Source organism: Xenorhabdus yunnanensis (assembly GCF_028598805.1).
GTDB classification, from domain to species: Bacteria; Pseudomonadota; Gammaproteobacteria; order Enterobacterales; family Enterobacteriaceae; genus Xenorhabdus; species Xenorhabdus yunnanensis.
Map to the genome: position 1 here is coordinate 67,914 of NZ_JAQRFI010000013.1, position 26,689 is coordinate 94,602.

30 protein-coding genes are annotated in these 26,689 nt (G+C 43.3%); 20 read left to right on the forward strand and 10 right to left on the reverse strand.

Annotated features, from left to right (window positions below):
• Nucleotides 1-21: 21 nt before the first annotated feature.
• The gene (zapE, locus tag PSI23_RS07725) at nt 22-1,149 is read right to left on the reverse strand and encodes a cell division protein ZapE (RefSeq protein WP_273554539.1); all 1,128 of its coding nucleotides are present in this window, start codon (nt 1,147-1,149) and stop codon (nt 22-24) included.
• Nucleotides 1,150-1,557: 408 nt separating this feature from the next.
• Here zapE and zapG point away from each other — a divergent pair, with 408 nt between their 5' ends.
• The 3 genes from zapG to degS all read left to right on the forward strand — a co-directional run bounded on the left by zapG (nt 1,558) and on the right by degS (nt 4,873).
• Nucleotides 1,558-1,959, forward strand: coding sequence for a Z-ring associated protein ZapG (gene zapG / locus PSI23_RS07730; RefSeq protein ID WP_273554540.1), 402 nt, complete (start codon nt 1,558-1,560; stop codon nt 1,957-1,959).
• A 295-nt stretch (nt 1,960-2,254) separates the two neighbouring features.
• Nucleotides 2,255-3,634, forward strand: a complete 1,380-nt coding sequence (locus PSI23_RS07735) for a Do family serine endopeptidase (RefSeq protein WP_273554541.1) — start codon at nt 2,255-2,257, stop codon at nt 3,632-3,634.
• A 177-nt stretch (nt 3,635-3,811) separates the two neighbouring features.
• Nucleotides 3,812-4,873: an outer membrane-stress sensor serine endopeptidase DegS gene (gene degS / locus PSI23_RS07740; protein WP_273554542.1), complete on the forward strand. Its 1,062-nt coding sequence runs from the start codon at nt 3,812-3,814 to the stop codon at nt 4,871-4,873.
• Between the two features lie 106 nt (nt 4,874-4,979).
• On the opposite strand, the gene murA is transcribed toward degS, so the two are convergent.
• The 7 genes from murA to mlaF all read right to left on the reverse strand — a co-directional run bounded on the left by murA (nt 4,980) and on the right by mlaF (nt 9,849).
• Entirely contained in the window at nt 4,980-6,242 is a 1,263-nt protein-coding gene (murA, locus tag PSI23_RS07745; protein ID WP_273554543.1) for a UDP-N-acetylglucosamine 1-carboxyvinyltransferase, read from the reverse strand.
• Between the two features lie 57 nt (nt 6,243-6,299).
• The gene (ibaG, locus tag PSI23_RS07750; RefSeq protein ID WP_092518284.1) at nt 6,300-6,554 is read right to left on the reverse strand and encodes a BolA family iron metabolism protein IbaG; all 255 of its coding nucleotides are present in this window, start codon (nt 6,552-6,554) and stop codon (nt 6,300-6,302) included.
• A gap of 148 nt (nt 6,555-6,702) precedes the next feature.
• Nucleotides 6,703-7,029: a lipid asymmetry maintenance protein MlaB gene (mlaB, locus tag PSI23_RS07755; RefSeq protein WP_273554544.1), complete on the reverse strand. Its 327-nt coding sequence runs from the start codon at nt 7,027-7,029 to the stop codon at nt 6,703-6,705.
• 44 nt (nt 7,030-7,073) lie between these two features.
• The gene (gene mlaC, locus PSI23_RS07760) at nt 7,074-7,703 is read right to left on the reverse strand and encodes a phospholipid-binding protein MlaC (protein WP_273554545.1); all 630 of its coding nucleotides are present in this window, start codon (nt 7,701-7,703) and stop codon (nt 7,074-7,076) included.
• 32 nt (nt 7,704-7,735) lie between these two features.
• Entirely contained in the window at nt 7,736-8,248 is a 513-nt protein-coding gene (gene mlaD / locus PSI23_RS07765) for an outer membrane lipid asymmetry maintenance protein MlaD (protein WP_273554546.1), read from the reverse strand.
• A gap of 4 nt (nt 8,249-8,252) precedes the next feature.
• Nucleotides 8,253-9,035 carry a lipid asymmetry maintenance ABC transporter permease subunit MlaE gene (mlaE, locus tag PSI23_RS07770; protein ID WP_273554575.1) on the reverse strand — a complete coding sequence of 261 codons (783 nt, stop codon included), beginning with the start codon at nt 9,033-9,035 and terminating at the stop codon, nt 8,253-8,255.
• 10 nt (nt 9,036-9,045) lie between these two features.
• Nucleotides 9,046-9,849: a phospholipid ABC transporter ATP-binding protein MlaF gene (gene mlaF / locus PSI23_RS07775; RefSeq protein WP_273554547.1), complete on the reverse strand. Its 804-nt coding sequence runs from the start codon at nt 9,847-9,849 to the stop codon at nt 9,046-9,048.
• 231 nt (nt 9,850-10,080) lie between these two features.
• Here mlaF and PSI23_RS07780 point away from each other — a divergent pair, with 231 nt between their 5' ends.
• The 15 genes from PSI23_RS07780 (at nt 10,081) to rnk (ending at nt 22,795) form a co-directional block, all read left to right on the forward strand.
• The gene (locus PSI23_RS07780) at nt 10,081-11,058 is read left to right on the forward strand and encodes a calcium/sodium antiporter (protein ID WP_273554548.1); all 978 of its coding nucleotides are present in this window, start codon (nt 10,081-10,083) and stop codon (nt 11,056-11,058) included.
• A 37-nt stretch (nt 11,059-11,095) separates the two neighbouring features.
• The gene (kdsD, locus tag PSI23_RS07785; RefSeq protein ID WP_273554549.1) at nt 11,096-12,064 is read left to right on the forward strand and encodes an arabinose-5-phosphate isomerase KdsD; all 969 of its coding nucleotides are present in this window, start codon (nt 11,096-11,098) and stop codon (nt 12,062-12,064) included.
• A 53-nt stretch (nt 12,065-12,117) separates the two neighbouring features.
• Entirely contained in the window at nt 12,118-12,681 is a 564-nt protein-coding gene (gene kdsC / locus PSI23_RS07790; protein ID WP_273554550.1) for a 3-deoxy-manno-octulosonate-8-phosphatase KdsC, read from the forward strand.
• 20 nt (nt 12,682-12,701) lie between these two features.
• Nucleotides 12,702-13,295: an LPS export ABC transporter periplasmic protein LptC gene (gene lptC / locus PSI23_RS07795; RefSeq protein ID WP_273554551.1), complete on the forward strand. Its 594-nt coding sequence runs from the start codon at nt 12,702-12,704 to the stop codon at nt 13,293-13,295.
• Nucleotides 13,276-13,824: a lipopolysaccharide ABC transporter substrate-binding protein LptA gene (lptA, locus tag PSI23_RS07800; RefSeq protein WP_273554552.1), complete on the forward strand. Its 549-nt coding sequence runs from the start codon at nt 13,276-13,278 to the stop codon at nt 13,822-13,824. Before lptC ends, lptA begins: the two co-directional genes overlap by 20 nt.
• Before the next feature lie 6 nt (nt 13,825-13,830).
• Nucleotides 13,831-14,556: an LPS export ABC transporter ATP-binding protein gene (gene lptB, locus PSI23_RS07805; RefSeq protein ID WP_273554553.1), complete on the forward strand. Its 726-nt coding sequence runs from the start codon at nt 13,831-13,833 to the stop codon at nt 14,554-14,556.
• 67 nt (nt 14,557-14,623) lie between these two features.
• Nucleotides 14,624-16,063, forward strand: a complete 1,440-nt coding sequence (gene rpoN, locus PSI23_RS07810; protein WP_273554554.1) for an RNA polymerase factor sigma-54 — start codon at nt 14,624-14,626, stop codon at nt 16,061-16,063.
• A gap of 23 nt (nt 16,064-16,086) precedes the next feature.
• Nucleotides 16,087-16,374, forward strand: coding sequence for a ribosome hibernation promoting factor (gene hpf, locus PSI23_RS07815; RefSeq protein WP_273554555.1), 288 nt, complete (start codon nt 16,087-16,089; stop codon nt 16,372-16,374).
• A 193-nt stretch (nt 16,375-16,567) separates the two neighbouring features.
• Nucleotides 16,568-17,035 carry a PTS IIA-like nitrogen regulatory protein PtsN gene (gene ptsN, locus PSI23_RS07820; protein WP_273554556.1) on the forward strand — a complete coding sequence of 156 codons (468 nt, stop codon included), beginning with the start codon at nt 16,568-16,570 and terminating at the stop codon, nt 17,033-17,035.
• A gap of 39 nt (nt 17,036-17,074) precedes the next feature.
• Entirely contained in the window at nt 17,075-17,926 is an 852-nt protein-coding gene (rapZ, locus tag PSI23_RS07825; protein WP_273554557.1) for an RNase adapter RapZ, read from the forward strand.
• 74 nt (nt 17,927-18,000) lie between these two features.
• Nucleotides 18,001-18,273, forward strand: coding sequence for a PTS phosphocarrier protein NPr (gene npr / locus PSI23_RS07830; RefSeq protein WP_273554558.1), 273 nt, complete (start codon nt 18,001-18,003; stop codon nt 18,271-18,273).
• Between the two features lie 180 nt (nt 18,274-18,453).
• Nucleotides 18,454-19,284 (forward strand): hypothetical protein, encoded by an 831-nt coding sequence (locus tag PSI23_RS07835; protein WP_273554559.1) that lies wholly within the window; start codon nt 18,454-18,456, stop codon nt 19,282-19,284.
• A 31-nt stretch (nt 19,285-19,315) separates the two neighbouring features.
• Nucleotides 19,316-20,614 (forward strand): LLM class flavin-dependent oxidoreductase, encoded by a 1,299-nt coding sequence (locus PSI23_RS07840; protein ID WP_273554560.1) that lies wholly within the window; start codon nt 19,316-19,318, stop codon nt 20,612-20,614.
• 332 nt (nt 20,615-20,946) lie between these two features.
• Nucleotides 20,947-22,179: an alanine racemase gene (alr, locus tag PSI23_RS07845; protein ID WP_273554561.1), complete on the forward strand. Its 1,233-nt coding sequence runs from the start codon at nt 20,947-20,949 to the stop codon at nt 22,177-22,179.
• Between the two features lie 205 nt (nt 22,180-22,384).
• Nucleotides 22,385-22,795: a nucleoside diphosphate kinase regulator gene (gene rnk, locus PSI23_RS07850; RefSeq protein WP_273554562.1), complete on the forward strand. Its 411-nt coding sequence runs from the start codon at nt 22,385-22,387 to the stop codon at nt 22,793-22,795.
• A gap of 50 nt (nt 22,796-22,845) precedes the next feature.
• On the opposite strand, the gene pmbA is transcribed toward rnk, so the two are convergent.
• Nucleotides 22,846-24,189, reverse strand: coding sequence for a metalloprotease PmbA (gene pmbA, locus PSI23_RS07855; RefSeq protein WP_273554563.1), 1,344 nt, complete (start codon nt 24,187-24,189; stop codon nt 22,846-22,848).
• Nucleotides 24,190-24,387: 198 nt separating this feature from the next.
• Here pmbA and yjgA point away from each other — a divergent pair, with 198 nt between their 5' ends.
• Both yjgA and PSI23_RS07865 read left to right on the forward strand, forming a co-directional pair.
• A complete protein-coding gene (yjgA, locus tag PSI23_RS07860; RefSeq protein WP_273554564.1) occupies nt 24,388-24,924 on the forward strand; it encodes a ribosome biogenesis factor YjgA in 537 nt (178 codons plus the stop codon).
• Between the two features lie 202 nt (nt 24,925-25,126).
• Nucleotides 25,127-26,080, forward strand: coding sequence for a D-2-hydroxyacid dehydrogenase family protein (locus PSI23_RS07865; RefSeq protein WP_273554565.1), 954 nt, complete (start codon nt 25,127-25,129; stop codon nt 26,078-26,080).
• 314 nt (nt 26,081-26,394) lie between these two features.
• Here the strand turns inward: PSI23_RS07865 and PSI23_RS23180 are convergent, their stop codons facing one another.
• Entirely contained in the window at nt 26,395-26,565 is a 171-nt protein-coding gene (locus tag PSI23_RS23180; protein ID WP_373567290.1) for a barstar family protein, read from the reverse strand.
• Nucleotides 26,566-26,689: the final 124 nt, after the last annotated feature.

A 26,689-nucleotide genomic window follows, 5' to 3' on the forward strand; every position in this document is an offset into this window, starting at 1 on the left:
GTATCCAAAGAGGTAAATAAATCAGGGTAAATGCGGAAGTTTCAGGTATTCCTCACTCTGCATTTCCTGCAATCGAGACAAGCAACGTCGATATTCAAACGTCAACAACTCACCTTGATAAATCTGTTCCATCGGCGCATCAGCATTGATGATGAGTTTTACCTGACGCTCATAGAATTCATCTACCAGTGCAATGAAACGCCGTGCCGCACTTTCATTCAATTCCGTCATGATTGGCATATCATGCAACAAAACAGAATGATAAAGCTTCGACAAAGCAATGTAGTCCAACTGACTGCGGGGATCTTCGCACAATGTTTTAAAATGGATGGCCAATACACCATCAATACTACTGATTGCAGGCATGTTGCGATGATTGATCTCCAATACAGGATTCGGCTCTCCTGCTCGTCCAGCCAAACGCTGGAACATATGACGCATCTCCTGCCGATTCTGTTCCGTCAATGGCGTCAAATAAAGGTGAGCCTGTGTAAGTGTCCGTAAACGATAATCAATACCTGCATCGACATTCATGACATCACAATATTTTTTGATCTGCTCGATGGCAGGCAGGAACCGCACACGCTGCAATCCATTTCGATATAGTTCATCAGGTGGAATGTTGGATGTCGCCACCAAGGCAATGCCCCGTGCAAACAGGGCCTCCAGCAATGTACCGAGGATCATTGCATCCGTAATGTCAGATACAAAAAACTCATCAAAACAGAGGATATCCGTCTGTGCCTTGAAGCCATCAGCGACTACTTCCAAAGGGTTTTCATGTCCTTGTAAAACTGTTAACTCTTCATGTACCCGCAACATAAAACGGTGAAAATGGAGACGCAGTTTCCTCTCAGTAGGCAAGCTCTGGAAAAACATATCCATCAACCACGTTTTTCCTCGCCCTACACCCCCCCACATATAGAGTCCCTGAACAGGACGATACTGCTCAGGGGATTGCCGACCAAACAACTTGCCCAACATGTCTTTCAATCCATTGGATTGCGGAATATGACAAGATCGGGCATTGACGAGATCACGATGTATGATATCGAGACGTTCAACAGTATTGCGCTGTACTTCGTCAGGTTGATACTGACCATCAGACAGCGCTGCTTGATAGAGAGATGAAGGTGTAATCGGTGACATGAAAGTGACAATCCTTAAAATTTTTATTCTCAATGCGTATCGTATGTAACAGCTCTGTTGGCTACATTCGCAGCCCTTGCCTTCGCACAGTGGTTAGAAACCCATTAGTCCGAAATCCATTGAGTATAGATGCTTTTGGCTACGAATTTTTGACTACATATTTTGGTAAATCCGTATAAAATTAATATATTAAGCAATAGATAAATTAATTAAATAATAATCAATATTCCACTCTGACTAAATTAACGGTTATAGTGGTAGTCATGATACCAAGAGCCTATCCCAGTAGGCGTATATCCTTGCAAATAGAACTGCCTAATGGGATAAAGCTCTAATAGATTGCGAACAATATTGATTGCAAAACATTGCAGAACATTGCAGAACAATGATGTTATTAAAGGAGTTGCCATGACTTGGGAATATGCACTGATCGGATTAATCATTGGTTTTATCATCGGCGCGCTGGCTGTCCGCTTTGGCAGCTCCAAGCTACGCCAACAAAATGCGCAACAAGCTGAATTAGAGAAAAATCGGGCTGAATTGGAAGAATACCGCAAAGAGTTGGTCAGCCATTTCGCCCGCAGTGCTGAATTACTTGACAATATGGCGCGCGATTATCGTCAATTGTATCAGCACATGGCTAAAAGCTCCAATGACCTGATGCCCAACATGCCAGTACAAGATAATCCTTTCAATTACCGTCTGAGCGAATCCGAAGCTAAGACACATAAAGCGACTGCTAATATGCCTCCACGGGATTATTCTGAGGGTGCCTCTGGTCTATTCCGCCCAATTCAAGATAAGAAATAATAATGAACTTTGCCGTGGTAACGATGAATACCACGGCTTTCTGTTGTGACTCTTCATCCAGCCGAAAAAATTTTGTTTTTTATTTCTAATTCACGTAAATACCTGTAAAGAAGTTCATTTAAACTACTTTATTAGTGAACTTTGCTGAATAGTTGGTAGTCATAACAGCATTGAAACAATTATGCTTAGAGCCTATCCAAATACGCGTAATTTCTGAGGCTTCTAAATGCCCGGACGGGATAGGTATCTTAAGTAAAATTTCCTTTTCTAGCTTAGGTATTAAGAGAACGTATTCATGAAAAGAAAAAATACATTGCTCAGCGCACTCGCTATTAGTATTGGACTGTCTTTAACTTCAGTTCCAGTGGTAAGTAATGCAGCTTTACCTGCTGCAATGGCCTCTCAAGAATTACCCAGTCTCTCCCCCATGCTGGAAAAAGTACTTCCTTCTGTTGTCACGGTTCATACCTCAGGTACAGAAGTACAAAACCAACGGCTTCAATTACCCGACGATTTCCAATTCTTCTTCGGCCCGGCTTTTCCCCCACAAGGGCAAAGAAGCCGCCCATTCAAGGGGCTAGGCTCAGGCGTTATTATTGATGCCAATAAAGGCTATATGTTGACCAATAACCATGTTATTGATAATGCAAATAAAATACGCGTTCAATTAAACGATGGTCGTGAATATTCAGCAAAACTCATTGGGCGTGATCCACAAACTGACATTGCACTTTTACAATTGCAAAATGCTAAAAACCTGACTGCCATTAAATTCGCTGATTCCGACAAACTGCACGTTGGAGATTACGCTGTCGCAATCGGTAACCCATTTGGATTGGGGCAAACAGTTACATCAGGCATCATTTCCGCTCTGGGTCGCAGTGGCCTGAATTTGGAAGGTTTGGAAAACTTTATCCAGACCGATGCCTCCATTAACCGTGGTAACTCCGGTGGCGCATTGATTAATCTGAAAGGGGAGTTGATCGGCATTAACACCGCTATCATTGCCCCCGGTGGCGGTAACGTCGGTATTGGTTTTGCCATCCCCGGCAATATGGCCAAGACCCTTGCAGCGCAGCTTATTGATCATGGAGAAGTCAAACGCGGCATACTCGGTATCAAAGGGACCGAGATGACATCTGACATTGCCCAGGCACTCAAAGTTGAAGCACAGCAAGGGGCATTTGTCAGTGAAGTCATTCCTAAATCAGCCGCCGCTAAAGCAGGTATTAAACCAGGAGATGTGCTGGTTTCCTTTGATGGCAAGAAAATGAATAGCTTTGCTGAATTGCGGGCGAAGATTGGTACAACCGCCGTAGGCAAAGAAGTCAGAATTGGTCTGTTGCGTAAAGGGAAACCACTTGAAGTCACCGTAGCTCTTGATAACAGTGATGGCGAGTCAACCAAAGCGGAAAAACTGAGTATCGCCCTGCAAGGCGCGTCCCTGAGCAATGGCACCATAAAAAATACTCAAGGCATCAAAGTGGATTCCATTGCCCCGAACTCACCTGCTGCTATGTTTGGTTTACAGAAGAATGACTTAATTGTTGGAGCCAACAATGTGCGTGTGCGGAACATCAGTGAATTACGTAAGATCACTGAAGAGAAGCCTTCCATTATCGCCTTGAACGTTTTACGTGGTGACGATAATGTTTATCTGTTACTGCGTAATTAATCTATTGAGTCTAAAGAACACAATTTATACTCAATAGATTTCAAGTTGCGACACAGCCAACAAAGCAGCAACTTGCAAGGTGACAAAAAGTATAAAATCCATACAGACACAGTATAATGCTGTGTCTGTTCACTTCTATGCTATCCTTCTTTCAATCATTGATTACTGAATAATGCCATGCTGATCAAGTTATTACGCTCTATACTCATAGGCTTATTTATTGCAGCTATTTTGCTGATCGCTATACCGTCCCTACGCCCCAGTGGCTTAAAAAACTTCCTGAGCGGCGGCAACAACAGCGATAGAATATCAAGTTTCAGCAAAGCAGTCCGCCGAGCTGCTCCTGCTGTAGTTAATATTTACAGTAGCAATATGGGAAGTTTTTCCCATGAAAGCCGGGAACTTCGCGCCTTGGGATCTGGTGTCATTATGAGTGAGCAGGGCTATATTCTCACTAATAGACATGTCATCAATAAAGCAGGTTCCATCATTATCGCATTACAAGATGGGAGCTTTTATGAAGCACTGCTAGTTGGCTCAGATGGCCCAACGGATCTGGCAGTCTTAAAAATCAGAGCCAAAAACCTTCCCGTGATCCCAATTAACCCTGAGCGAATCCCCCATGTGGGAGATATCGTGTTAGCCATCGGCAATCCGTACAATTTGGGACAAACCATTACGCAGGGCATTATCAGCGCAACTGGGCGTGTCAGTCTTAGCCAAACACGCCGCCAGAATTTCCTGCAAACAGACGCATCAATTAATAAAGGCAACTCTGGTGGTGCTTTGGTCAATACGCAAGGAGAATTAGTTGGCATCAATACATTGACGTTCGATCAGTCAGAGTTTGGTATAACACCGGAAGGATTGGGATTTGCCATTCCAACGAAGCTGGCTACGACAATCATGCATAAATTGATCCGTGATGGACGAGTTATCAGGGGATATATAGGTATCACCTCGCAAGAGTTACTCAATATTCGCTCATCAGGCAATAACATCAATCAAATTAAAGGGGTACGTGTTTTCCAGATCAAACCAAACAGTCCTGCTGAAAAAGCAGGCATCAAAGCGGAAGATATCATTACCAGCGTCAATCATCAGCCTGCAATTTCACCAGCCGAAATGATGGATCAAGTCGCGGAAATAGCCCCAGGTAGCGTTGTGCCTGTCACCGTATTGCGCGATGGTATTTCCCTCACTTTTAACGTCACAATCGATGAGTTTGATGATTACTAAAACGGACACGGCAGATCGATGCCCCCCAATTGTCTGACCTTGCTCACTCCTCGCCCACACATTGGGCTACTAACACACGTTGGGCGAGGAAAAATATTAATTCCGTTTAATTAGAAGCCTTAATACGTTCAATATTTGCCCCAAGACCACGCAGCTTATCTTCAATATGCTCGTAACCACGGTCAATATGATAAATACGTTCTACGACTGTCGTTCCTTCAGCAATGCAACCAGCCAATACTAAACTGGCAGAAGCCCGCAAATCAGTCGCCATTACCTGAGCACCAGACAATTTCTCAACGCCATGACACAGTACTGTATTGCTCTCAATTTCAGCCCGTGCACCCATACGAATCAACTCAGGGATATGCATGAAGCGATTTTCAAAAATGGTTTCGGTGATCATACCTACACCATCTGCAACCATGTTCAATAAGCTGAATTGCGCCTGCATATCAGTTGGGAAACCCGGATGTGGCGCAGTACGGAATGTCACTGACTTCGGCCGCTGACCATGCATATCAAGGCTAATCCAATCCTCTCCCACTTTGATGTCTGCCCCTGCTTCACGCAGTTTGGCTAAAACAGCATCCAAGGTATCTGGTTGCGCGTGACGACAAATCACCTTACCACGAGAAATTGCAGCAGCAACCAAGAAAGTGCCTGTTTCGATACGATCAGGCAGGACTCGATGAACACCACCTCCCAAACGCTCGACACCCTCAATCACAATGCGATTGGTGCCCGCTCCGCTGATTTTTGCTCCCAGCATATTGAGGAAATTAGCCGTATCTTCAATTTCAGGCTCACGTGCGGCGTTTTCAATAATGGTTGTGCCTTCTGCCAATGTAGCTGCAGTCATGATAGTCACCGTTGCCCCAACGCTGACTTTATCCATAACAATGCTGGCACCTTTCAAGCGACCATCCACAGTGGCTTTGACATAACCTTCATCCAGCACGATTTTCGCACCAAGCTGTTCCAATCCAGTAATGTGAAGATCAACAGGACGAGCCCCAATAGCACAACCACCCGGTAAAGAAACTTGCCCCTGGCCGAAACGCGCCACCAATGGCCCCAATGCCCAGATGGAAGCTCGCATCGTCCTGACCAGCTCATAAGGGGCACAATATTTGTTGACCCCACTGGCATCAATAAAAACAGAACCGTTACGTTCTACTTTAGTTCCCAAACGATTGAGCAGTTTGATTGTGGTATCAATGTCTTTCAATTCAGGAACATTCTGTAATTCAACTGGCTCTTCTGCCAATAACGCTGCGAACATAATTGGTAATGCGGCATTTTTTGCCCCGGAAATAGTAACCTCTCCCGATAGGCAGGCAGGTCCTTTCACACAAAATTTATCCATCTGTCATAATTCTCTTATTTAATTCAAAGTGTGCTGTTCGCGGCGAGGAAAACAGACTCAAAATCCCTGAAGCTTGCGGTCTCGCTGCCACTGCGTAGGAGTATAGGCTTTGATTGACAACGCATGAATGCGGTTATCAGCAATGTATTCCATCAGAGGAGCGTAAACCGTCTGCTGTTGTTTAACTCGACTCAGACCATCAAAAAGTGCACCAACAACAATAACCTGAAAATGGCTGCCATCACCGCTAACGATAACTTCATCAAGTGCCAAATTTTCCATCAGCACTTTTTTAATTTCATTAGTATCCATAAATTGCTCACATTCGTTGTTAGAAAATATTTGTCGTTAGAAAATAATAGTAGATACCTATCCTAATGGAATCCAGACGACTCTTAAACCAAGAAAAACGCCCCTGCAAGTTTATGGCTTACAAGGGCGCTGATTATCAAAAAAAGAATTACACTTTAGGCTGATTATCGCTAAGAAGAGTTTGCAGGCCATACAACGTTATCAACGTATTTAAACGTTCACTAACGCCTGAAAATGTCAGTGTCCTGTCACGTTGTTGGTATTCTCCCTTTAATCGGACCAACAGAGCCAACCCCGTAGAGTCCACATGATTAAGCGAGGAAACATCAATATTGTCGATTCCCTCCAGAATACGGTCTTTTTGTTGCCAAAGGGGAAGCAAACTATCACGACCCAATGTGCCTTTCAGAAACAATGTATTGTCGGTCTTTTCCCAGTCAATAGTTTCCTGATTGGCTTTTTCTTTACTTATCATGTTATTTACTCATCATGCCGCTATCAAAAGTGCCTTTTTCCATCTCACTTTTTCTTTTCTAAAGTGATCGGTGCTTTCGCGCTGATAGTCAACTGTTCAGTCAGACCATTTATTCCTTTCTGACGCAGGATATCCACCCATTCATTCTGTTTGGTCGTGATCATGCTCACGCCTTCCGCAATCATGTCATAAGCCTGCCAATTACCTGTCTTACTGTTTTTACGCCATTGAAAATCTAAGCGAACTGGCGGTTGCCCATTAGGATCAATAATCGTGACACGAATTGCCACTATAGACTTATCACCCAATGGCTGTTCTGGTGCAATCTGGTAATTTTGTCCATGATACATAGCCAAAGCCTGGCCATATGCCTGCTCCAGATAGGATTCAAACGCCTTGAAATAAGCATCACGCTGCTCAGGTGTCGCTTGTTTGTAGTAAGGCCCCAAAACCAGTGCTCCTGCATATTTGACCTGCACATAAGGCATCAACTCCTGATGCACTATTTGGCGCAAGACTTGTGGATTTGCCTGAATCTGAGGTTGCTCTTTCTTCAAACGGGTAAACGTTTTTTCAGCGGCATCCTTCATCAATAAGTAAGGATTGGTTTGATCTGCAGCGCTGGCCAATGGCGTAACCACCAGCAACGCAACCATAAGTAATCGCTTAAACATAAGTGTATTTCTCCTAAGCAGTGGATTGCTGGTTAGTGTGCTTGTGCAGGTGCCGAAGCGGATTTTTCCTGATTTCCACTACTACTCTTATACAAGAACTGACCAATCAAGTCTTCAAGTACCATCGCAGGCTTAGTATCCTCAAGACGATCTCCATCTTTCAGCATGGAAGTATCTAAATCAGGGTCATCAAACCCGATATTGAGGGCAATATATTGCTCCCCCAACAGCCCTGAGGTTCGGATAGAAAGCGAACTGGTATTTGGAATATTGTCATATTGTGTGAAAATATCCAATTCAACTTGCGGCGTGTAAGTTTTATGATCCAGCCAGATTCTCTGCACCCGACCAATCACAACTCCGCCAACTTTCACCGGTGAACGAACTTTCAAACCACCGATATTACCAAATGCAGCATATACACGATAAGTTGGCTGGCTGCCGAAAGCCCGAATATCTGCAACTTTCAGACATAAAAAAATGATTGCAGCCAACGCAATCAAGATAAAAGCCCCAATCCAAATTTCATTTTTCTTGCTTTGCATCGACTTAGTTCCCAAACATCAGTGCTGTCAGCACAAAATCCAAACCCAATACCGCCAACGACGCATGTACTACCGTGCGCGTCGTCGCCCTGCTGATCCCTTCCGATGTTGGGATAGCATCATAACCATTGAACAGTGCAATCCACATTACCGTAATTGCAAAAGCGACACTCTTGAGAAAACAGTTGAGCAAATCTTTTTGCCATTCCACCACAGATTGCATAGACGACCAGAAAAAACCGCCATCAATGCCTTTCCAATCGACACCGACCATTGCTCCTCCCAAAATCCCCACAGCAACAAAGATTAAGGAGAGCAAAGGCATGCTAATAAACCCAGCCCAAAAACGCGGGGCAATAACTCGGCGCAGCGGGTCAATAGCCATCATTTCCAGACTGGAAATCTGTTCAGTGGCTTTCATCAAACCAATTTCTGCGGTCAAAGCTGAACCCGCCCGCCCCGCAAACAATAATGCAGTCACCACAGGCCCCAGTTCACGCAGCAGTGATAACGCTACCATCATGCCGAGGCTGCCTTCCGCACTAAATGTGCTCAAAACCAAATAACCCTGCAAGGCCAAAACCATGCCAATAAACAATCCTGAAACCACAATAATCAGAAGTGATTGAACACCCACGCTGTAAAGTTGCTGACGCAATAGTGCCCATTGCTTGGCAGGCTCTGGCTTACCAATGATTGCTCTAAACAACATGAAACCCGCACGACCGAATGAAGCCGCAACCTCAATCGTACGTCGGCCTATTGCCGCCAATGCCCGTGTTAATATCAACATTCCATTATCCTAATAACTCAGTTTTGTAATCCCCGGCTGGGAAACGGAAAGGTACAGGCCCGTCAGCAATACCATCAAGAAACTGCCGCACCCGTTGATCCTGATTCATTCTCAATTGATCTGGAGTACCTTCTGCAATCACTTTCTGCTCAGCCACAATATAAGCATAATCGGCAATGCTCAGTACTTCAGGTACATCGTGGGAAACGACAACACACGTGACACCAAGCGCATGATTAAGCTCATCAATCAGCTTCACCAAAACGCCCATCGTGATGGGATCTTGACCGACAAAGGGTTCATCAAACATGATTAAGTCAGGATCGAGTGCAATTGCCCTTGCTAATGCCGCTCGCCTTGCCATGCCCCCAGAGAGTTCCGATGGCATCAAGTGCGCAGCACCACGCAATCCCACAGCTTCCAGCTTCATCATCACAGTTGTGTGAATCAACTCTTCAGGCAGTTGGGTATGCTCACGCAGGGGAAAAGCCACATTGTCAAAAACATTCAGATCAGTGAATAAAGCACCTGACTGAAATAACATGCTCATTTTCTTGCGGGCAGCATAAAGGCGTGGACGGGACAATGCCGGAATATTATCACCATCAAACCAGATTTCACCGCGTTCAGGGCGAATTTGCCCTCCAATCAGACGCAATAATGTGGTTTTTCCTATACCAGAAGGCCCCATAATGGCGGTAATTTTTCCTTTCGGAACGGTCAGATTAATATCAGCAAAAATCAGGCGTTGGCCTCGGGTGAAATGCATACCGCAGATCTCAATAAGATTTGCTGTTTGTTGACTCATTATTGGTAGCCCCTAACCGTTAATAGAACTGTCTTCATTTACTGTATTTAAATCAGTAATAATGCATACTACAAAAAATTGCCTAATTTGCGTTAGCAAAGTTGTGACAAATTTTACTTTTCATCTCTTGATCGTCAGAATGTATAAGTCTAGCTGAATAAACGTTCCATGTTTAAAAATCAACCATTATTAGCATTATGCTCGGAATAAATCTTATTTAAGGGACACTCCATGTTTCTGACTATTGTACTGCTCATTACTGGGTTGATTTTACTGGTATATAGTTCGGATAGATTAGTTTATGGTGCGGCCGTTTTTGCCCGTGCCATGAAAATTCCCCCTTTTATTGTCGGTTTGGTCATTATGGGAATCGGAACCTCACTGCCAGAGCTGATGGTATCTGTCACAGCAAGTTTAGACGGACTACCGAATATGGCTGTGGGTAATGCAATTGGTTCCAATATTACTAACTTGCTGTTAATTGCGGGAGCGGCAGCTATCATTAGGCCAATCAGGGTAAAATCAGAAATTCTGCGACAAGAAGTTCCCCTGATGTTGGCAATCACCGCATTTGCAGGGTATCAGCTGTCGAATGGATACCTGAGCCGTCTGGATGGTATCCTTTTAGTCCTTTCAGCCGTTTTCTTTATCTCGCTGATGATAAAAAAGACCGCTTTATCTCAACATAATGGTGTTGATAGCTATACCCAAGAACGAAATTCAGAATTACCTGTTGAAGGCAACAAAGGGATTGCGCTTCTTTGGGTTGTCTTGGGTTTAATTATTCTTCCCATTTCCACCCGCATGGTCATTGATAATGCAACTGCCATTGCTCGTATTTATGGTGTCAGTGAGCTGGTTATTGGTCTGACAATTCTTGCCGTGGGAACCAGCCTGCCTGAACTTGCTACCACCATTGCTGCGGCCATAAAAGGCGAAAATGACATGGCTGTGGGCAATATTATTGGCTCAAACGTCTTCAATGTGACACTTGTTCTGGGTGTCCCCGCCATACTTTCCCCCAGCACCATTGCAGATGAAGCATTTTATCGGGATTTTTGGGTCATGATGGCTGCTAGTATACTATTCACCGTATTTTGTCTGGGAAGAAAGCATAAATTAAACCGATTGAATGGCATCTTGTTACTGGGCTGTTTTATCGCTTATTTTGTCGTACTTTTTGTTTCTAATTATCATGGTACTGAGTAATTACCAATTGAATGGGAAAAGAGTGGGAAGTAAAAACATGCCTAAGATCGATTTTCAGCAAGCAGGTAAGCAAGTATTACATATTGAACTCGAAGGGCTGGCTGGCCTGGAGCAATATATTAATGACGATTTCAGCCAAGCCTGTGAATTAATGTTTGACTGTGAAGGGAAAGTTATTGTGATGGGGATGGGCAAATCCGGTCATATCGGGCGGAAAATCGCTGCGACATTTGCCAGTACCGGTACTCCTTCTTTCTTTGTTCATCCTGGCGAAGCAAGCCATGGCGATCTCGGCATGGTAACATCAAAAGACATCGTTCTGGCTATTTCCAATTCGGGTGAATCGAACGAGATTCTGGCATTAATTCCCGTTCTCAAGCGACAAAAAGTCTCGCTCATCTGCATGACAAACAATCGCGACAGCAGCATGGGCAAAGCCTCAGACATCCACTTGTGCATTAAAACGCCACAAGAAGCCTGTCCATTGGGCTTGGCTCCCACCACCAGCACCACCGCAACACTTGTCATGGGAGATGCATTGGCCCTTGCGCTTTTGCAAGCCCGCGGCTTTACTGCCGAAGACTTCGCCCTCTCTCATCCAGGCGGTACACTCGGGCGTAAACTTCTGCTGCTGACCAGCGATTTAATGACCACAGGTGATGATATTCCTCATGTTTCCCATACAGCAACTCTGCGTGAGGCTTTGGTGGAAATCACCCGCAAAAAATTTGGCATGACGGTTATCTGTGATGATGACATGCAAATCAGCGGTATTTTTACTGATGGTGATTTGCGCCGTGTTTTCGATATGGGCATTGATTTAAATAATGCAAAAATCTCTGATGTCATGACTGCGGGTGGCATCCGCATCAAACCGAATGCACTGGCGGTTGATGCCTTAAACTTAATGCAATCACGCCACATTACCTCACTATTGGTCACAGAAGGCGACAAATTACTTGGCGTACTACACATGCACGATCTTTTGCAGGCCGGAGTCGTATAAAGTAAGTAAACTGATACACATAAGCATGATATACATCTCAAGAGAATTTCTTAATGAGTAAAAAAGAGTATCTGGACACCTGTTATGGCCCAGTAAATAAAGTAATTATTGAAAAAGCCCGTCAAATTCGTCTTCTGATTTGTGATGTTGATGGTGTAATGTCTGATGGGCTTATCTACATGGGCAATGAAGGTGAGGAACTGAAAGCCTTTAACGTTCGTGATGGTTATGGTATCCGTTGTTTAATCACTTCTGGTATTGAAGTTGCCATCATTACTGGTCGCAAAGCAAAACTGCTGGAAAATCGTGCAGATACACTGGGTATTACACATCTTTACCAAGGCCAGAACGATAAGGTTTTGGCGTATAAAGAACTGTTGGATAAACTAGCATTACAGCCAGAGCAAGTCGCCTATATTGGTGATGACCTTATTGACTGGCCTGTCATGGCACAAGTTGGATTATCTGTTGCGGTTGCTGATGCTCATCCATTACTGTTGCCAAAAGTAGATTATGTAACTCAGATTGCCGGCGGTCGTGGTGCAGTCAGGGAACTTTGTGATTTGGTGCTCTTCGCTCAGAATAAGCTGGAAGATGCCAAAGGGTTATCCATATAAATTAAAACTGAAAAAAAAGAATGAGTAAAATTCAATCCTGGCTAATCGCAATACTGGCACTGATCGCGCTTGCGCTGATTGGCTGGAATTTATCAAATGTCAATGATGATGCCTCATCACCGATCGGGGATGATGGTTATCCCGCTTATCAAACAAAGGAAGCTGTTACTTTTGTCTATGATCCGACGGGTAAGCTGGCTTACAAACTGGTCGCTGACGATGTTAAAAACTATACGGAAACGAAACTGACCTGGTTTACCAACCCCGTACTGACAACATTTGACCCGAATGGCACCCCCGGGACTCTGATAGCCACATGGACAGTACGCGCTAATAAGGCCAAGCTGACCAAAGATAACATGCTCTATCTGTATGGGGATGTCCAAGTGGATAGCCTGACCGATGCATCACAATTGCAGCGGATCACAACAGACAACGCGACCGTCAATCTCATAACACAAGATGTCGCATCCGATGACCAAGCTACTATCATTGGCGTCGGTCTAAAATCTGTTGGCATGAAAATGCGTGGCAATCTGCGAAACAAAACTGCTGAACTGATTGAAAAAGTGTCCACTCGATATGAGATTCCACATGAACAACCTAATCCGTAATACCGTTATTGCCAGTACACTGTTTGCAGTCAGCCTGCCCGTACTGGCCTTGAAAGATGATACAAAAAAACCCATTACTATCGACTCAGCAAGACAGTCTCTGGATTTAACGGGAAACATTGCCACATTTACGGATAGTGTTATCGTAAAACAAGGCACAATCGATATTCATGCAGATAAAGTCGTTGTTACCCGCCCGGAAGGTGATTCTAACAAAACAGTCGTTGAAGCTTACGGTAATCCTGCCACTTTTTACCAAATGCAGGATGATGGTAAACCTCTCAAAGGTCATGCATCAAAGATGCGCTATGAGATGGATAAAGAGCTGTTCACCCTGACGGGTAACGCCTACCTTGAACAACTAGACAGCAATATCAAAGGCGATAAAATCACTTACCTGGTCCCGACACAACAGATGGAAGCCTTTAGTGATAAAGGTAAACGTGTCACCACCGTCCTGTTACCTGCTCAGCTACAGGAAAAAGACCCCGGTACTCACGGCGCTGATACTCATAAAAAGGGTAAATAACGACTGATGGCAATACTAAACGCAGAAAATCTGGCGAAAGCATATAAAGGCCGTAAGGTCGTTGAGAATGTCAGCCTGAACGTGAAGTCAGGAGAAATTGTTGGCTTACTTGGTCCCAATGGCGCAGGTAAAACGACCACGTTCTACATGGTTGTCGGCATTATTCCACGTGATGCCGGCTCTATCACCATTGATGAAGAAGATATCAGTCTGCTGCCCCTGCATGAACGTGCACGCCGCGGGATAGGTTACTTGCCTCAGGAAGCCTCTATCTTCCGTCGTTTGAGTGTATTCGACAATTTGATGGCTGTACTGGAGATCCGTAAGGATCTGACCCAAGAGCAGAGAAAAGAACGAGCAGAAGAGTTGATGGAAGAATTTCACATCTCTCACCTGCGTGACAGCCTTGGACAATCACTTTCTGGTGGTGAACGCCGTCGAGTGGAGATTGCCCGTGCACTGGCTGCTAATCCTAAGTTCATCCTGTTGGATGAACCCTTTGCTGGCGTTGATCCAATTTCCGTCCTGGATATTAAAAAGATCATTCAACACCTGCGGGATTACGGATTGGGTGTACTGATTACTGACCACAATGTCCGTGAAACACTGGATGTCTGCGAACGTGCCTATATCGTCAGTCAAGGCCACTTGATTGCCCACGGTGCTCCGAATGACATCCTGAATAACGAGCAGGTCAAACGCGTCTATTTGGGTGAAGGCTTCCGTCTTTAACTTTCATCCTTCTGTCAGGCGCGATGCAAGGAACCATTCAGGCTAGATTAAAGAAAGTGGTAACGCTATGAAGCAAAGTTTGCAACTCAGGTTCAGTCAGCAATTGACGATGACGCCGCAACTCCAGCAAGCCATCCGTTTGTTGCAACTATCGACGCTTGAGCTTCAGCAGGAGATTCAGCAAGCTTTGGAAATCAACCCTCTGCTTGAACAAGATGACCCACATCAGGAAGTGGAAAATCAGCTACTTTCTGATGCGGAAACTGATGTCATGGATACCCGCGAAGCACTTGAACAGAAGGATATACCTGAAGAATTGCCACTGGATGCCAGTTGGGATGAAATTTACACCGCTGGCACGCCTTCAGGAACCAGCAGTGATTATAGCGCTGATGACTTCCTTGTATATCAGGGGGAAACCACTCAAACACTGCAAGATTATCTCATGTGGCAGGCAGAATTGACGCCATTCACCGAAACGGATGCTGCCATCGCCACTTCAATCATTGACGCAATTGATGACAGCGGATACCTGACTATTTCCATTGCAGACATTCTTGCCAGTATTGGTGATGATGAACTGACTTTAGAAGAAGTCGAAATCGTCCTTAAGCGCATACAGCATTTTGACCCGATTGGGGTTGCCGCCCGTGACTTGCGCGAATGCTTGCTTATCCAGCTTTCAATGCTACCGTCAGAGACACCTCATCTGAATGAAACCAGACTTATTGTCAGCAAATACCTTGAACTACTGGGTAACCGGGATTTCCGTAATTTATTACGTCAGAGCAAATTAAAAGAGAGTGCTCTGAAAGGGGCAATTGATATCATTCAATCACTGGAGCCAAAACCGGGCTTGGTAGTCAATGCTGGTGAATCAGAATATGTTATTCCAGATGTGTTGGTACAGAAAGAAAATGAAAGCTGGCAAGTCAGTCTAAATATCGATAGCATTCCCCGTCTGCGAATTAACCAACATTACGCAGCACTGGGGCAACGGGCCAATAATGAAAGTGACAGCCTGTTCATACGCAATAACTTGCAAGAGGCCAAATGGCTGATCAAAAGCCTCGAAAGCCGTAATGAAACATTATTGAAAGTCACCAGCTGTATTGTTGAGCGACAACAAGATTTTTTTGAGTATGGTGATGAACACATGAAACCGCTGGTACTGGCTGATATCGCCTACCAAGTTGACATGCATGAGTCCACCATTTCTCGTGTGACAACACAGAAGTACCTGTATAGCCCACGAGGGATATTTGAGCTTAAATATTTTTTCTCCAGCCACGTTAATACCGATAGTGGAGGTGAAGCCTCTTCTACCGCAATACGTGCTCTGGTGAAAAAACTGGTCGCGGTAGAAAACCCGGCCAAGCCACTGAGCGACAATAAATTGGCCAGCATACTCGCTGAACAAGGTATTCAAGTGGCTCGTCGGACTGTCGCAAAATATAGAGAGTCGTTATCCATCCCGCCTTCAAACCAACGTAAAAAACTGGTTTGAACAACACAGAGAAGGAAAACACTATGCAACTCAATGTTACAGGCCACAATATTGAAATCACAGATGCACTTCGCAACATTGTGAACACCAAATGCGGTAAATTGGATCAATATTTCGATAAAATTAACCTCATCCAGGTCATACTCCGGGTGGAAAAGGTGGAAAGAATCGCCGAAGCCACGGTGCATGTTAATGGAGATGAGTTGCATGCAACCGCAGAGCATGAAGACATGTATGCGGCAATTGATGCACTGGTAGATAAGCTGGCGCGTCAATTGACCAAACACAAAAGTAAATTGAGACAACATTAATAGCTTTCAGGCAACGGGGCTATCATAAAATCATCACTGTTCTATATTATTACACCTTCTATAGCGCCATAGTTCGATCTATGTAATCTTTCGCTCTATATAGAATGCGCTATAGTCCGGTTCTAGTGCAGTGTATCAATACCAGATGGCTAATCAGTCATCTGGTATCATAAGGCCCTAAGTGAATAAAGAAATGAACAACGAAACAGATTTACCACTAAGATCAGTGCTTTTACCCCCATGCACACGCAACAACGTACCCTGCTCGAGTAAAAAGCGCGCCTTAGAGATTATCAGCGAACTAGCATCAAAACAGCTCAGAGTATCTGAAAACATCGTATTTGAAGCTATTCTTTCCCGCGAAAAAGTAGGCACAACGGGGATTGGCAACGGAATTGCGATTCCTCACGGCAAATTGGATAAAGAGAGTCCGGATGGTGCCGTTGGGGTATTTTTGCGTCTGGAGCAACCCATTAGCTTTGATGCCATCGATAATCAACCTGTTGACTTACTGTTCGCTTTATTGGTGCCCTCAGATCAGTGCCAGACCCATTTACACACACTATCATTGATTGCAAAACGCTTTGCAGATAAAAATCTTTGCCGCCGTCTGCGCTCAGCGCTGAGTGATGAAGAATTATATAAAATCATTACTGAATAATTAGCGATTACAATTGTAAACATTTAGGAGAGTCACCTCATGGTGCTAATGATAGTCAGTGGTCGTTCAGGTTCAGGGAAATCCGTCGCTCTGCGTGCATTGGAAGACATGGGCTTCTATTGCGTAGATAACCTACCGGTTGTGTTGTTGCCAGAATTGGCAACAACACTGGCTGAACGTGATATTTCGGCTGCAGTTAGCATTGATGTCAGGAACATGCCAGAGTCGCCAGAAATTTTTGAAGAAGCGCTGACGCAATTACCTGACAGTTTTTCACCACAATTGCTGTTTCTTGATGCAGATCGCAACACCCTTATCCGCCGCTACAGTGACACTCGCCGTTTGCATCCACTTTCCAGCAAAAACCTGTCACTGGAAAGTGCAATTGATCAAGAAAGCGATCTGCTTGAACCCCTGCGTTCACGCGCTGACCTGATCATCGACACATCTGAAATGTCCGTTCATGAGCTGGCAGAAATGCTCAGGACACGTTTACTGGGCAAACGTGAGCGGGAATTGACTATGGTGTTTGAATCCTTTGGCTTCAAACATGGTATTCCAATTGACGCAGATTATGTTTTCGACGTGCGTTTCCTGCCAAATCCTCACTGGGACCCGAAACTACGCCCAATGACAGGCTTGGATCGTCCCGTAGCAGCATTTTTAGATCGTCATACAGAAGTTCATAACTTCATTTACCAGACTCGTAGCTATCTTGAACTTTGGCTACCCATGCTGGAAACCAATAATCGCAGCTACCTGACCGTCGCCATTGGTTGCACAGGCGGCAAACACCGTTCAGTCTATGTTGCAGAACAGTTGGCAGATTATTTTCGTTCCCGTGGTAAAAACGTACAGTCACGTCATCGCACACTGGAAAAACGTAAATAATACAATTATAAAATAATACAGTTATAAATCGTATAATTTATAGCAATCGACAACAGCAACCGGCAAAGCGAAGCATGACAATCAAACAACAGCTTGAAATTAAAAATCGGCTTGGAATGCATGCCCGACCTGCGATGAAACTGCATGATCTTGTACTGCAGTTTCAATCGCAGGTCATCCTGCGCAACAGCAATAATATCCAAGCAGAAGCCCATAGCGTCCTTGCCATGCTGATGCTGGACTCAGAACAAGGCAGCCACATTGATGTTGAAGTCAGTGGGCCGGATGAACAGCAGGCTCTGGTAGCTATTGTTAAGTTGTTCAATTCTGGCTTTGACGAAGAATAAAATCTTCTCTTTTTTCTCCACCATTGAGCAAAAAACATTCATCAGAAATGATTCTGACGATCTAATTAATCGTACACTTTGTTAAAAAACACAAACAAAGTAGATTATTTCTTTATTTACATAATGTACTATCTGACTTATATTGGTTTTGATTTACTTGTAAAACACAAAAAGAATGCCATGACCAAAAAATCAAAAAAATATAACATTGATAGTCAGTTAATAGAATATATCAACTTAAATCTCGACCACACAGAAAAAGAATGGCAGCAAATCCAGCACGAATTAAATAAATATAGAAATGAAATTAACATTTTAAAAACCACGTGTGATGAAGATATCCATCAACATACTGATATTAATAACAATTTTAATACCATAGAATTATTGCACTCCCATTACAATAATAAAAACCCCTTTACTCCGACGTTTGAATTAGACAAAAATCTAATCAAAACTTTCATACCAGGATATCCAATTTTAGAAAATAACAAACCTGAGGTTGGTGAATTTGTTGTATTTATGGCAGACATGAGGAATTCCAGTTCTCATTTTCAACACTCTCCTGAATCCCCTATTATAGAAAGTGGATTACAGAGAGTTTTCTATGAAATATCAGCATTAATTCCTGCAATTGTTTATACAGCCGCACAAGAAGGTGGGCAAGCTACAGAGCTACTTGGAGACGGAGTATTAATTTTATTTCATGTTGAACCTGAAAACAGAATTAATGTAATAAATAAAGCTTATAAAGCTGCTAGGAAATGCGTTAATAATACAATTAAACATGTTAATGATATTTTATGGCAACGATATAATTTACCCCCTTTAAAAATCGGTATAGGCCTTGCTTATGGGGAAAGTATTATCAAAGTCATACAGTTGAACGGATACCATCCTAAAATTATAGGGCAATGTGTCTGGGAAGCTGCAAAATTAAGTTACGGAGAAAATGCTATTGGCTTATCAAAAGATATTCAAGAAATATTAAAACTTAATAAAATATATTGACATCCGTTCTAGAAAAAATGAAAAAATCATTATGTTTAATAAAAGAATGATGCATCTAAATTGCCATATCGTCGGAGTCGGTCAGCATCCGGCAGGATGGAGAACTCACAATGATACCCGCGCATTCATCAACCCCCTTTTCTATCAAGAAATAGCAAAATTAGCAGAACTCGGAAAATTTGACGCACTATTTTTTTCAGATTCGCTATCATTACATGGTCATGCTCATGGCCCTTCACAAATGTTAGATCCATTAATAGTATCATCATCAATTCTATCAGTAACAAAACACCTAGGATTTATTTGTACCGCCTCTACCACCTTTAGCGATCCATTTAATTTAGCTCGACAACTTTTAACGCTGGATCATTTGAGCCACGGTCGAATAGGCTGGAATGCCGTTACTACCTATAATCCGGCTGCTGCAAAAAACTTTGGTCAAATGCCATTACCCAGTTCCTCTGAACGCTATGCACGAGCAGAAGAGTTCATTCAAGTCGCTACGAAACTATGGGAAAGTTGGGGAGAAAATGCACTCGTCGCAGATGCAATAAGCGGTATATTCGCTGATCCCGCACAGGTGAACAGTATTGACCACCGTGGACAATACTACACTGTTGCAGGACCATTAAATATTCCCCGCAGTCCACAAAGTAAACCGTTACTGGTACAGTCTGGCTCATCGGAAGCGGGGCTGAACCTAGCAGCAAAGTTCGCAGATGTTGTATTTACTGCACAAACATCTTTTGAAGGAGCAAAGCTTTTTTATCAACGTCTGAAAGCAAAAGTTGTTGCAAAAAATCGCAGTGAAAATTCACTAAAAATATTGCCGGGTTTATACCCCATAATCGGTTCAACGCTTGCTGAGGCACAAGAACGAAAAGCAAAGATGGACGAGTTAAGAGATGTGAACGAAGATATTATCATGTTATCTCGGCAACTGGGATTAGAGCCTGACGATCTTAAATTACATGAACCGTTACCTTATAGACTCATCGAAAAATCATCTAATGATATTGTTTCTAAAGGTTTTTCATCAGAAATAATCAAATTAGCTCGTACCAAAAACCTGACAGTTTATCAGCTTATTTTACAAAATCTGGGAATGCATCGAATGTTGTTAGGAACCCCGGAAATGATTGCTGATGATATGGAAAAATGGTTTTTGGAACATGCCGCAGATGGGTTTAATTTAAATTTTGATGTGTTTCCTGAGGCGCTTCAAATCATGATCGAACACGTTATCCCTTTATTACAACAAAGAAATCTCTTTCGCCTTGACTATACAGAACAAACACTCAGAGAACGCTTCGGTGTTATATGTCATTGACCTTTTTATAACTTTGACCTTTTTATAACTGCTCCCCTGCCCACACTGGGTAAGGGGGATCATCTCCCTTCCAAGTCCTATTTTTGTCCAAATATCGTTCTGTATTTCTTTTATTATTCCCTCAGTCAACAATCAGCCATAAAAGATCACATTAACACCTTAACCAATAAATTAAATTTATCATAATGTCTATTACAAATAATCTCCCTGTTACAATTAAAATTACCCCAATAATACTTAACAATATGAAATTATTTGAAAAATATTTATCATCAAGGGGTATTTATATACGAGTTTTTATATAAACAGATCCGAGCCTGGAGACTTACTTCATGAATTTTAATAAGACCGCACTAGCTATCTTTCTTGGCCTGACTTTATGCCAAGGAGCAGCTCAAGCAGCACCTGAACTCTCTTTAGATAACACTCACACAGAAAGCGTTGCAGCAACCAATAACGCTTGGGTTGAAGTCAATACCACGACTTTCGAAAATAATATCCACACACTGCAAAAAAAACTGAATAAAGACACCAAAATGTGTGCGATTCTGAAAGGTGATGCTTATGGTCATGGTATCGGCCTGCTAATGCCGTCCATTATTAAAACTGGCGTGTCTTGTGTAGGCATCACCAGTAATGAAGAGGCTCGCATCGTACGTGAAAGCGGTTTTAAAGGGCAATTGATGCGCGTCCGCACAGCCGATGTGAGCGAAATCGAAAGCACACTGGGCTATGATATGGAAGAGATGATCGGTGATCTGAATCACGCTAAAGCCATTGATGCTCTGGTCAAAAAACACGGCAAAGAAATTCGCGTCCATCTGATGCTGAATACAGGCCTCATGAGCCGCAATGGATTGGAGATGAAAACTGAGCAGGGCAAACAAGAAGCTCTGAAAATCATTCAGTTGCCTAACCTGAAACTGGTCGGCATGATGAGCCACCATGCATTCACCGATTTGAATACAATCCGTGACAGTATTAAAAACTTCAAAGAACAAACTTCTTGGTTGATCAAAACTGCCAACCTGAAAAGAGATAAAATTACTCTGCACGCATCAAGCTCTTTTGCATCAATGACTATCCCAGAAGCACAATTCGACATGGCACGCGTGGGTAGCGCTCTGTACGGCGTTCTGCCCAACAGCCATCCAGAATTCAAGCCACTGATTGAAGTAAAAACCCGTGTTGCTTCCGTTAAACCATATCCTAAAGGTAATGGTATCGGCTATGACAACACTTACATCCTGAAACGTGATTCCAAACTCGCTAACCTGCCTGTTGGTTTCTCTGATGGTTTAACCTCCAGAATGTCAAACAAAGCCTATGTTTTGATCAATGGTCATCGTGCGCCAATTGTTGGCAGCATTTCCATGAATACTGCTATGGTAGATGTTACTGACCTGCCTGATGTGAAGGCCGGCGACGAAGTGGTGATCTTCGGTAAACAAGGCAACGACGAAATTACCCAGTCTGATGTCCAGAAATGGAGCGATATGCACGTTGTAGAGTTATCTTCCATTTGGGGGGAAACCAACCCAAAAATTGCTGTTACAGGACTTTAATCAGTAGCCGCAAATGATATCTGGTTATTTCTTCTAACCTATGTTAAAGAGTCTTATTTCATTAACAACACAAAACAGTTCGTGATCATGATCTCTTTATTTTCACGACAGAACAGCCTAATATCATTTTAATCACTTTGAAAATAACACCCCCTCCTTGCGATGCGGGGTGTTATTTTGTATTGAGCCTAATTTGGAGTGTGGTATGAAAAAACCTAAAATCATTATCAATGAACTGGATGCTGAACGTTTAGATTCTCTGTTAGAACAACCTGCATTTGCGAATACCAGTATTGCGGATGCTTTGAACAAAGAGTTGGATAGAGCTGAAATAGTGGCTCCGGTAGATATTCCTGCCGATGTTGTCACAATGAACAGTGAAATTCGTTTTATTGATCTGAGCAGCAATGAAGAGCGTATCCGTACACTAGTCTATCCTGCTTCCCTGCAAGACAGCACCAAACATCTGTCAGTCATGGCCCCTTTGGGTGCCGCTCTTCTGGGTCTGCGGGTGGGTGATGAAATAACATGGGAATTGCCAAACGGTGAAAAAACCCGCATAAAAGTATTAGAAATAATTTACCAACCAGAAGCCGCGGGTGAATACCACCGCTGATTTCCAGCCAGCTCAGTTACACCGAACTGGCTGCTGTTGATTGAGTATCCCTATTGACCGGCGATACTCATTTCCGGCAGCAACACCGAACCACACTGAATATTGCTGCGTGTTTCGATATCATTACCAATTGTCACCATATTTGCCCACATATCTTTCAAATTGCCTGCAATGGTGATCTCACTAACCGGATATTGGATCTCGCCATTCTCGACCCAAAAACCGGATGCACCACGAGAATAATCACCAGTAACCGCGCTAACTCCCTGTCCCATCAACTCAGTGACGATCAGGCCAGTTCCCATCTCACGCAGCAAACCTGCAAAATCCAGACCTTGACCTGCAATGTGCCAATTATGAATTCCACCTGCATGGCCTGTGTTTATCATTCCCAACTTACGAGCAGAATAGGAAGTCAGCAACCAAGTCTGCAAAATACCATCTTTAACAATATCACGTGGTGTTGTGCGCACACCTTCACTGTCAAATGGCGTTGAAGCCAATCCACGCAGTAAATGGGGATGCTCTTCAATCGTCAGCCATGAAGGTAAGATCTGTTTACCCAGACTATCCAACAAAAAAGAAGATTTACGATAAATGCTGCCACCACTGATCGCGCCAACCAAATGCCCGAACAACCCAGTAGCCACTTCCGCAGAAAAGATAACTGGCGCTTTCATCGTTGATAGCTTACGCGCTCCCAGACGGGAAAGCGTACGGCGAGCACATTCTTGTCCAACCCATTCAGGTGATTGCAACTCGTCAAAATGGCGACCCACAGTATAGGCATAATCGCGTTCCATATTGCCATCTTGCTCAGCAATCACACAGCTTGACATAGAATGGCGGCTTGAGCTGTAGCTTTGCAGCATGCCATGGCTATTACCAAATACCCGAATACCATAATGACTGTTGAAACTTCCACCTTCAGTATTGGTAATGCGTTCATCTGCCTGCAATGACGCTTGTTCAGCACGGGCAGCCAAAGCAATGGCTTTATCTGCATCCAGATCAGCGGGATGGAAAAGATCCAGATCAGGTGCTTCAAATGCCAATAACTCTTTATCCGCCGGACCCGCATAAGGATCAGGAGAAGTATAACGAGCAATATCAATAGCGGCCTGCACAGTACGAGCAATCGCTTCGGGGCTAAGATCCGTAGAGGACGCGCTCCCTTTGCGCTGCTGGTTATAAACCGTGATCCCCAGTGCGCCATCGCTGTTAAACTCAACATTTTCGACTTCACTGAAACGGGTGCTGACGCTAATTCCCGTGGTTTTATTAACCGCGACTTCCGCAGCATCACAACCTGCTTTCGCTAATTCCAGAGCATGGGCAACCGCATCTTCCAGCGTTTTACGCTGCTCCGCGATTTGTTGATTAGTGACTATCATTAATTAACCGTAATCCAATGAATTAAAAAGAGAATTAGTCAGAAAAAATGCCTATTTTCGGTTCATGACACGAATGCCGAGTGGTAATCAGGCAATTTTCCCAGTTACAATACACAATATTAGGATGTTAACACCCACCGGACGATAGGTCATGCTCCAAAACGCACCTTATCCGGCCTTTTTAGAAGGAAAACGATTATGGCAAAGCAGCCTGAAGATTGGCTCAACAATTATCCTGCTGAAGAGGAAGAAGAAGAGATAATCTGGGTCAGTAAAAGTGAAATTAAGCGGGATGCTGAAATACTGAAAAAGTTGGGGACTGAACTGGTTGAACTCAGTAAAAACCAACTGGAGCGAATTCCTCTGGATGAAGATCTGCTGGCAGCCATTGAGCTGGCACAGAAAATCAAACGTGAAGGACGCCGCCGTCAATTGCAGTTAATTGGTAAATTATTGCGTGCCCGCGATCCTGAACCAATCACCATTGCATTGGATAAACTGAAAAACCGTCACAACCAGCAAATCGTTATTTTACATAAGCTGGAAGAACTGCGTGACAAACTGGTTGAAAGCGATGATGCCCTTGAAGAAGTCGTAGCTCTGTATCCACATACTGATCGCCAGCAACTTCGCTCACTGGTTCGTAATGCTAAAAAAGAGAAGGCAGCTAACAAGCCACCTAAATCCTACCGTCAGATTTTCCAATATTTGAAAGAATTATCGGAATCAGCTTAGCACTCCCTTACCGCCATTTCATATTAAGAATTGGCGGTAATGTCTTTCTATCCCTTCTTTTTCATTATATTAACCAGCCTAAGTTAACACTTTGAATCAAATGTTACAGCTTGGTAACGAAATATAAGATAATCTTATTTTTTCTGATTATCTCCATCCCGTTTCCCTACATTACGAAGAATTTATCTAAAGGATATCTCAAATGCCGTTAATTGTTATTCCTGATGATTATCAACATGCTACAAAACAAATTCAGGCCTTACATCAGAACAGTGACTTTGAGGTAGCTTGTCTCGGTGCCCTCGACCGTGATCCCAAAGCAGAAGAGCTATTGTCCAAGGCTGATGTCCTAATACTGATTCGGGAAAGAACCTTCATTGATGAGAAATTCTTGTCTAAAACCCCTAACTTAAAACTCATCAGCCAGACAGGAAAGATTGCTTACAATATCGATCTTGAATTATGTAAACAACGGGGTATTGCCGTTGTTGAAGGTATTGGTTCACCTATTGCCGCAGCAGAATTAACCTGGCTGTTAATTCAAAGTTCTGTTCGTCGGTTTGTGTCTTCTGTAGAAATGATGAAAAAAGGCCTCTGGCAAACTGAATTTGGCGATACTGTAGCGGGAAAAACACTTGGAATAGTCGGTTATGGCAAGATAGGCCAACTCGTTGCCAAGTACGCACAGGCATTTGATATGAAAGTACAGGTTTGGGGATCAATCCGTGCTCAAGGGCAAGCCCGCCAAGAAGGATTGATTGTTCCAGGCTCCCGTGAAGAATTTTTTCAGACTTCAGATATCATCACCCTGCATCAACGATTAGTCAAAGAAACCACAGGTGGCATCACGTTTTCTGATTTAAGCAGAATGAAACCTACCGCAGTCTTGGTGAACACAGCTCGTTCCGGGTTGATAGAAGTAGGCGCACTGGAAAAAGCCCTTGATTTAGGAACACTCGGCTTTGCCGCACTGGACGTTTTTGACATTGAACCTATCTGGAATACTGAACACTCTTTATTAAAACGAAATAACGTACTGTGTAGCCCACATATCGGCTATGTTACTAAGAGCTGTTATGACATCTATTTCGAAAGTGCATTTAAAAATATTGAGAAATATTTTTCTGGCGATGAAAGCCATGTAGTTAATAAATAAAAATTTCTTCCATACCAAGTAGATATTAATTTTTAAAAAATTAATATCTTTATTACCCAAAGAGACCAAGAAGGCCAAAATAGACTAGAGTGTATAATCAATGGGAAGAAATTGCCTTAAAAGTAATAAGAACAAACTCATGTGGGGTATTTAATGATTTTCCACAAAAGAGACTCCCCGTTTTTTAAACGGGGAGTCTCAACATAAAGGAAAGTTCAACCAAGTACATTAAATTGTAACTCCCCTTCCATCTCTTCTTTGGCTTCTTCAAACAGCGATATCAAATCCGTAAAGAGCGTTTATTTTTGTGGTGTTTAGTGGATGAGATTAATCTCAACCGGTAACTGAATATGTCCAGTCACTGTATCCCACAGCGCATCTAAGTTGACACCAAAATCATCCTCAAGCTCGAAATACACTTTAGATTTACCATAGAAAGTATCCAGCTCAGGGGATTGGTCAAAGTCAAATTCCACCTTTTTCATGTCATTACTCTAATTAGTACTACAGCCGTAATTGCTCTGTAAGCCGATGATCTCCCCGGCGGCGGTAGTGACATTGTTGCGCCCGGTATTGATGCCGTCGTCGCCAGTCTGACCAATGTAAAAT

Excerpts from the sequence above, each read along its gene's own strand:
- mlaB (WP_273554544.1), bottom strand. The coding sequence starts at position 7,029 with ATGATAAGTAAAGAAAAAGCCAATCAGGAAACTATTGACTGGGAAAAG.
- rnk (WP_273554562.1), top strand. The coding sequence starts at position 22,385 with ATGAAAAAACCTAAAATCATTATCAATGAACTGGATGCTGAACGTTTA.
- lptA (WP_273554552.1), top strand. The coding sequence starts at position 13,276 with ATGAACAACCTAATCCGTAATACCGTTATTGCCAGTACACTGTTTGCA.
- PSI23_RS07835 (WP_273554559.1), top strand. The coding sequence starts at position 18,454 with ATGACCAAAAAATCAAAAAAATATAACATTGATAGTCAGTTAATAGAA.
- mlaD (WP_273554546.1), bottom strand. The coding sequence starts at position 8,248 with ATGCAAAGCAAGAAAAATGAAATTTGGATTGGGGCTTTTATCTTGATT.
- rpoN (WP_273554554.1), top strand. The coding sequence starts at position 14,624 with ATGAAGCAAAGTTTGCAACTCAGGTTCAGTCAGCAATTGACGATGACG.
- kdsC (WP_273554550.1), top strand. The coding sequence starts at position 12,118 with ATGAGTAAAAAAGAGTATCTGGACACCTGTTATGGCCCAGTAAATAAA.
- zapE (WP_273554539.1), bottom strand. The coding sequence starts at position 1,149 with ATGTCACCGATTACACCTTCATCTCTCTATCAAGCAGCGCTGTCTGAT.
- PSI23_RS07735 (WP_273554541.1), top strand. The coding sequence starts at position 2,255 with ATGAAAAGAAAAAATACATTGCTCAGCGCACTCGCTATTAGTATTGGA.
- PSI23_RS07865 (WP_273554565.1), top strand. The coding sequence starts at position 25,127 with ATGCCGTTAATTGTTATTCCTGATGATTATCAACATGCTACAAAACAA.
- kdsD (WP_273554549.1), top strand. The coding sequence starts at position 11,096 with ATGCCTAAGATCGATTTTCAGCAAGCAGGTAAGCAAGTATTACATATT.
- PSI23_RS07840 (WP_273554560.1), top strand. The coding sequence starts at position 19,316 with ATGTTTAATAAAAGAATGATGCATCTAAATTGCCATATCGTCGGAGTC.
- hpf (WP_273554555.1), top strand. The coding sequence starts at position 16,087 with ATGCAACTCAATGTTACAGGCCACAATATTGAAATCACAGATGCACTT.
- degS (WP_273554542.1), top strand. The coding sequence starts at position 3,812 with ATGCTGATCAAGTTATTACGCTCTATACTCATAGGCTTATTTATTGCA.
- pmbA (WP_273554563.1), bottom strand. The coding sequence starts at position 24,189 with ATGATAGTCACTAATCAACAAATCGCGGAGCAGCGTAAAACGCTGGAA.
- ibaG (WP_092518284.1), bottom strand. The coding sequence starts at position 6,554 with ATGGATACTAATGAAATTAAAAAAGTGCTGATGGAAAATTTGGCACTT.
- npr (WP_273554558.1), top strand. The coding sequence starts at position 18,001 with ATGACAATCAAACAACAGCTTGAAATTAAAAATCGGCTTGGAATGCAT.
- ptsN (WP_273554556.1), top strand. The coding sequence starts at position 16,568 with ATGAACAACGAAACAGATTTACCACTAAGATCAGTGCTTTTACCCCCA.
- alr (WP_273554561.1), top strand. The coding sequence starts at position 20,947 with ATGAATTTTAATAAGACCGCACTAGCTATCTTTCTTGGCCTGACTTTA.
- mlaC (WP_273554545.1), bottom strand. The coding sequence starts at position 7,703 with ATGTTTAAGCGATTACTTATGGTTGCGTTGCTGGTGGTTACGCCATTG.
- mlaF (WP_273554547.1), bottom strand. The coding sequence starts at position 9,849 with ATGAGTCAACAAACAGCAAATCTTATTGAGATCTGCGGTATGCATTTC.
- lptB (WP_273554553.1), top strand. The coding sequence starts at position 13,831 with ATGGCAATACTAAACGCAGAAAATCTGGCGAAAGCATATAAAGGCCGT.
- rapZ (WP_273554557.1), top strand. The coding sequence starts at position 17,075 with ATGGTGCTAATGATAGTCAGTGGTCGTTCAGGTTCAGGGAAATCCGTC.
- PSI23_RS07780 (WP_273554548.1), top strand. The coding sequence starts at position 10,081 with ATGTTTCTGACTATTGTACTGCTCATTACTGGGTTGATTTTACTGGTA.
- lptC (WP_273554551.1), top strand. The coding sequence starts at position 12,702 with ATGAGTAAAATTCAATCCTGGCTAATCGCAATACTGGCACTGATCGCG.
- yjgA (WP_273554564.1), top strand. The coding sequence starts at position 24,388 with ATGGCAAAGCAGCCTGAAGATTGGCTCAACAATTATCCTGCTGAAGAG.
- PSI23_RS23180 (WP_373567290.1), bottom strand. The coding sequence starts at position 26,565 with ATGAAAAAGGTGGAATTTGACTTTGACCAATCCCCTGAGCTGGATACT.
- murA (WP_273554543.1), bottom strand. The coding sequence starts at position 6,242 with ATGGATAAATTTTGTGTGAAAGGACCTGCCTGCCTATCGGGAGAGGTT.
- zapG (WP_273554540.1), top strand. The coding sequence starts at position 1,558 with ATGACTTGGGAATATGCACTGATCGGATTAATCATTGGTTTTATCATC.